This window comes from Tenacibaculum sp. SG-28, from assembly GCF_002954385.1.
In the GTDB taxonomy this organism is placed as follows: domain Bacteria; phylum Bacteroidota; class Bacteroidia; order Flavobacteriales; family Flavobacteriaceae; genus Polaribacter.
On sequence record NZ_MQVY01000002.1, the window covers coordinates 156,818 to 161,708 of the forward strand.

General features: G+C 36.9%; 2 protein-coding genes. Both read right to left on the minus strand.

Annotation, left to right across the window (positions count from 1 at the left end; all coding sequences use genetic code 11):
- Positions 1 to 2,285 (minus strand): hypothetical protein (locus BSU00_RS12900; RefSeq protein ID WP_158254399.1); only part of this gene is annotated, 2,285 nt, incomplete at its 3' end.
- A 518-nt stretch (positions 2,286 to 2,803) separates the two neighbouring features.
- Positions 2,804 to 4,891: gliding motility-associated C-terminal domain-containing protein (locus BSU00_RS05700; RefSeq protein WP_105003532.1), on the minus strand; the 2,088-nt coding region annotated here is incomplete at its 5' end.

Below are 4,891 nucleotides of genomic sequence, written 5' to 3' on the forward strand. Positions count from 1 at the left end.
CTGGTTAAATTCGTCGCAGTATATCCTGAAACAATAATATTGTTATTGGCGTCTTGCACAATTTTTCTACCGTACTGATAAGAAGAAGCTCCCATAAAAGAAACCCACTCCACCGCATAAGTATCCGGATCGAGTTTCGCCAAATACATATCCTCTCCGCTTACGTATGGGTTTACTATTGTATAACCAGCCCAAGAACTTGTCGCTTTTCCTGTAATATATAAATACCCGTCTTTTCCATATAGTATATCGTCTGTAGAATCAGTACCGGAAGAACCGAACTGCGTTTGTACCTGCGTATCATTAACATAAAAAGAAGCCGAATTACTATTTGAAGCAATTGCATTATTATCTATGGGAGCTGGAAGGTTAGGACAGGTGAGATTTAAGCTAAAAGTTACTGTATCCGAACAAAAACCATCACTTGCTGTGATGGTTATATTGGTTGTTCCGGGCGCTATTGGGTTAAATGTCAATGAACTTCCATTTGAAGATACTGTAGCTACGGAATTATTGGAATTATTTATAGAAAAAGTTAAATTATCGTCACTAGCATTAAATGCTTGTGCCATATTAAAATTAGGAATGTTATCTGTGTATTCATAGTTTAAATTAGCAACATTAGAAGCTTGAGGACAAGCATTGCTAAGATTAACGCTAAAAGTAGCGGTGTCGGAACAAAGACCATCGCTTGCGGTGATGGTTATATTGGTTGTTCCGGGCGCTATTGGATTAAATGTCAATGAACTTCCATTAGAAGATACTGTAGCTACAGAATTATTAGAATTACTTACAGAAAAAGTTAAATTATCATCACTGGCATTAAATGCTTGGGACATATTAAAATTAGGAATGTTATCTGTGTATTCATAGTTTAAATTAGCAACAGTAGAAGCTTGAGGACACGTATTACCTAAATTTAAACTGAAGGTTACTGTATCCGAACAAAAACCATCACTTGCGGTGATGGTTATATTGGTTGTTCCGGGCGCTATTGGATTAAATGTCAATGAACTTCCATTAGAAGATACGGTTGCTACAGAATTATTGGAATTACTTACGGAAAAAGTTAAATTATCGTCACTAGTAGCAAAAGCCTGTGCCATATTAAAATTAGGAATGTTATCTGTGTATTCATAGCTTAAATTAGCAACATTAGAAGCTTGAGGACAAGCATTGCTGAGATTAATGCTAAAAGTAGCGGTATCAGAACAAAGACCATCGCTTGCAGTAATGCTAACATTAGTTGTTCCAGGACCTATCAAATTAAAACTTAAATTATTTCCACTGGTAGACAATGTAGCAACAGAATTATCAGAATTAGTAACGGTAAATGTCAAAGGATCATCACTAGCAGCAAAAGCTTGGGTCATATCAAAATTAGATATGGATTGTGTGTACGATGTGTTAAAGTTAGCAACGTTTCCAGCAATAGGACATATATTTTGTGGGCCTTCTACACAAACTGTAACAGGTAATCGAGCACTTTCGCAATTCCCTACTTTATTAGCAACGTAATAGGTATTTCCATCTACTAAAGTAGTAGAGGCTGATACACTATTTCCTCCTAATTGCGAGGTATAAAAAACTAATGTACCGGATCCAGATACATTTAAATCAGCAAGCGTATCTCCGGTGGTGTAGCAAGTTGTATCTAATGTATTGCCGCAATTAGTACCATTATAAAATTGTACTGTTTGTGTTTCGGACATATTCGCAGCTCCAGGATCTACATCTACTAATTCACAATATTTTATTGTGTTGTACGGAAAATTTCCGCCTTCCCTTGGTTTAACAGTTACAACACTACTATTATTTGGATTGTTGGGTGCTTCAATAATTAGCTTCTTGACATATAAAGTAAAATTAATATTAAACACAGCATCTAATTGCCCTCCATTTGGTGCGGTATTTACAATGCGTAAAACATCTACAACTCCATTGTTGGTTTGGTTAAAATTAATCGTATTGACCATATAGCCATTCTGTTGGCTATTTCCAATATATTCCAATACTATTTGACCTCCATTATTATTGGTAGGCATTGGTGGTGCGCAGTTTAATACACCACTAGGTTCAGGGTTTATTCCTGAGGTATTAGTAATAGGATTGGGTATGTCATTATGTCCATAGGTATCTATAAAACCCAAAACAAGAATGCAAAGAAGTAATGGTCTTATTACGTACTTTTGAATCTTGACAAAACTTCTTGGATAAAGTATGGCTATGGGTGCAAAGAATTTGGATTTATTTTCTCTAACATTTTTAGATTTTTTTCTATTCAAGTATGAAGAATAGACTTTGCAAATTGTATGTAAAAATTGCTTGGTGTAATTGTATAACTGCATAAGGTCAATTTTAAAGGATTACCTACGAGTTATTAAAGATATTTGTATAAGCTATTGGGGGCGGACTTGAATCGTTGAAAGGTATTCTATTTTCGATTAAAGGAACTAAAATTGAGATTTTGAATTTTACCTTTCGACCAATGGAGGGTTCAAAAAGAGATAATTTACCGAACCTTTCAATTGTAAAGTGGTAGCGACATACTTAGATAACCTGTAAAGTCCTAATTAAACAAAAGTTAGTATTAATTTTATCCTTTTACAAAAAGTAAGTATTGGTAGTGTTGTAAAAATTAGCATCAATCTATTTACATAAAAAAATTACATAAAAAAGGAAGCTTAAAGACAAGTAGCCATCTCCAAAACTATTCGTCGAGCAACCCTTTTTATGTAAAATCATTTGCACTTTTTCTTTTTTAATTATTTATGTTAGACAAAAGCTATTACTAAAGTAAATACTATTCTCTACTGATATATACCCATCCAGATTTTGGTTTAATTCCGTTTCCTAAATCTAGGAAATAGAAGTAAGTTCCCGTTGGTAACATTTTATCTTTCTTTATATTAAACCTACCATTTGAAATACCTGTCCAGGTATTGTCATATCCCATTTTACTGTAGACAAGGTTACCCCAACGGTTATAAATCTCTAAAGTGTTATTTTTATATTTATCGTCTGTAATACAAGTAATTACAAAAGTATCGTTATAACCATCGCCATTCGGAGTAAATTCATTATAAACCGTTAAACAGCCATAAGTCTCTACATCTAAATAATCTGGTATTCCGTCTAAATCAGTATCCAAAGCATCATCAGGTATTCCATCACCGTTTAGATCCGGACTTTCGTCAATAGTGTTAATTCCATCGCCGTCATCGTCAATATCTAAATAATCCGGAATTCCATCATTGTCGGAATCATCATTAGTAGGATCACCATCAAAATCTAAATCTTCTTCTGCAGTTAAAATACCATCGCCATCATCATCAGTGTCGTGAATGTCTGGCGTTCCATCACCGTCGGTGTCTATAAGATTATCGCCATCTACCAAACCGCCAGAATCTTCATGACCGTCATTATCACTGTCGGATCCTCTTATTTCAATAACATCGTTAACCCCGTCGTTATCACTATCTAAATCGTGATGATCTGGAATTCCGTCGCTATCTGTATCTGGAAGATCTGGTATTGTACCTCCACTATCTAAATCAAATACATCGGCTATACCATCGCCATCCGAGTCGACAAAGGCATCTACCATTCCATCGTTATCGGCATCTAAACTAGCATCCGAACCAGATTCTACGAGATCGGAAAGACCGTCATTATCACTATCTATATCCTGAAAATCTGGAATACCATCACCATCCGTATCTACTGGATCTACTGTTCCATTTTCATTATCTACAACATCCATTACTCCATCAGAATCGGAATCTACAGTGCTATCTAAAATACCATCTTGATTTATATCCACGACAGATGCATCTTGACCACTTTCTATCAAATCTGTAATCCCATCATTATCACTATCTAAATCTAAGCGATCTGGAATACCATCGTTATCTGTGTCTCTATCTGGATCTCCATCTTCCTCCACGGTATCTAAAATACCATCATTATCATCGTCTAGATCAACTGCATCAGGTACGCCATCTCCGTCGCTATCCACGCATAAACTGTTGGCTATAATTTCCAGTTGCACTGGAGTTCTCGTTAAACTATTACATGCATTTGATGCCACACTTTCTGCATAATAAGTTATCTTTCCAACAGAACTTAGTACAGGGTCTGCAATTATATTACCTCCAATTGCCGCATCGTACCAAACCACACTCGATCCTGCTGGGGCAGTGGCATTTGCTACAATACTTTGGATAGATGGTAGCTCCTCACATACGGTTATGTCACCACTACTTGTAGGTGCTTCAGGCACCGGTGTAATTTCTAAACGAACCGCCGTTCGTGATAAACTTATACATCCTTTATCTGTTTCGGTCTGCGCATAATAAGTAACACTTCCTACCCTATTTAATATTGGATTTACTACTATATTTCCTCCTACAGGAGCATCGTACCATTCAAACTTTGAGGATAATGGAGTTATCACGGATGCTGTGAGTGTTTGAATTGGATCTTGCTCACACTCAATAATATCTCCACCACTAATAGGTGGTGTGGGTGCGCCATGTATCGTTAAGGTAACTGCCGTTCTAGTTAAACTAGTACAGTTATTTCCATCTACACTTTCTGCATAGTAGGTTACCGTGCCTACCGTATCTAATGTAGGTATGGCTACTGCAGTACCTCCCATAGCAGCATCGTACCAAACTACTCTAGCTCCTGCTGGTGCCGTAGCTCCGGCCGTTAGTGTTTGGATTGGGTCTTGCTCGCACTCTTCAATATCCCCATCGCTAGTTGGCGCTACTGGTGCTCCTTGTATGGTTAAGGTGACTGCAGTTCTGGTTAAACTAGTACAGTTATTTCCATCTACGCTCTCTGCATAGTAGGTTACCGTGCCTACCGTATCTAATGTAGGTGTGGC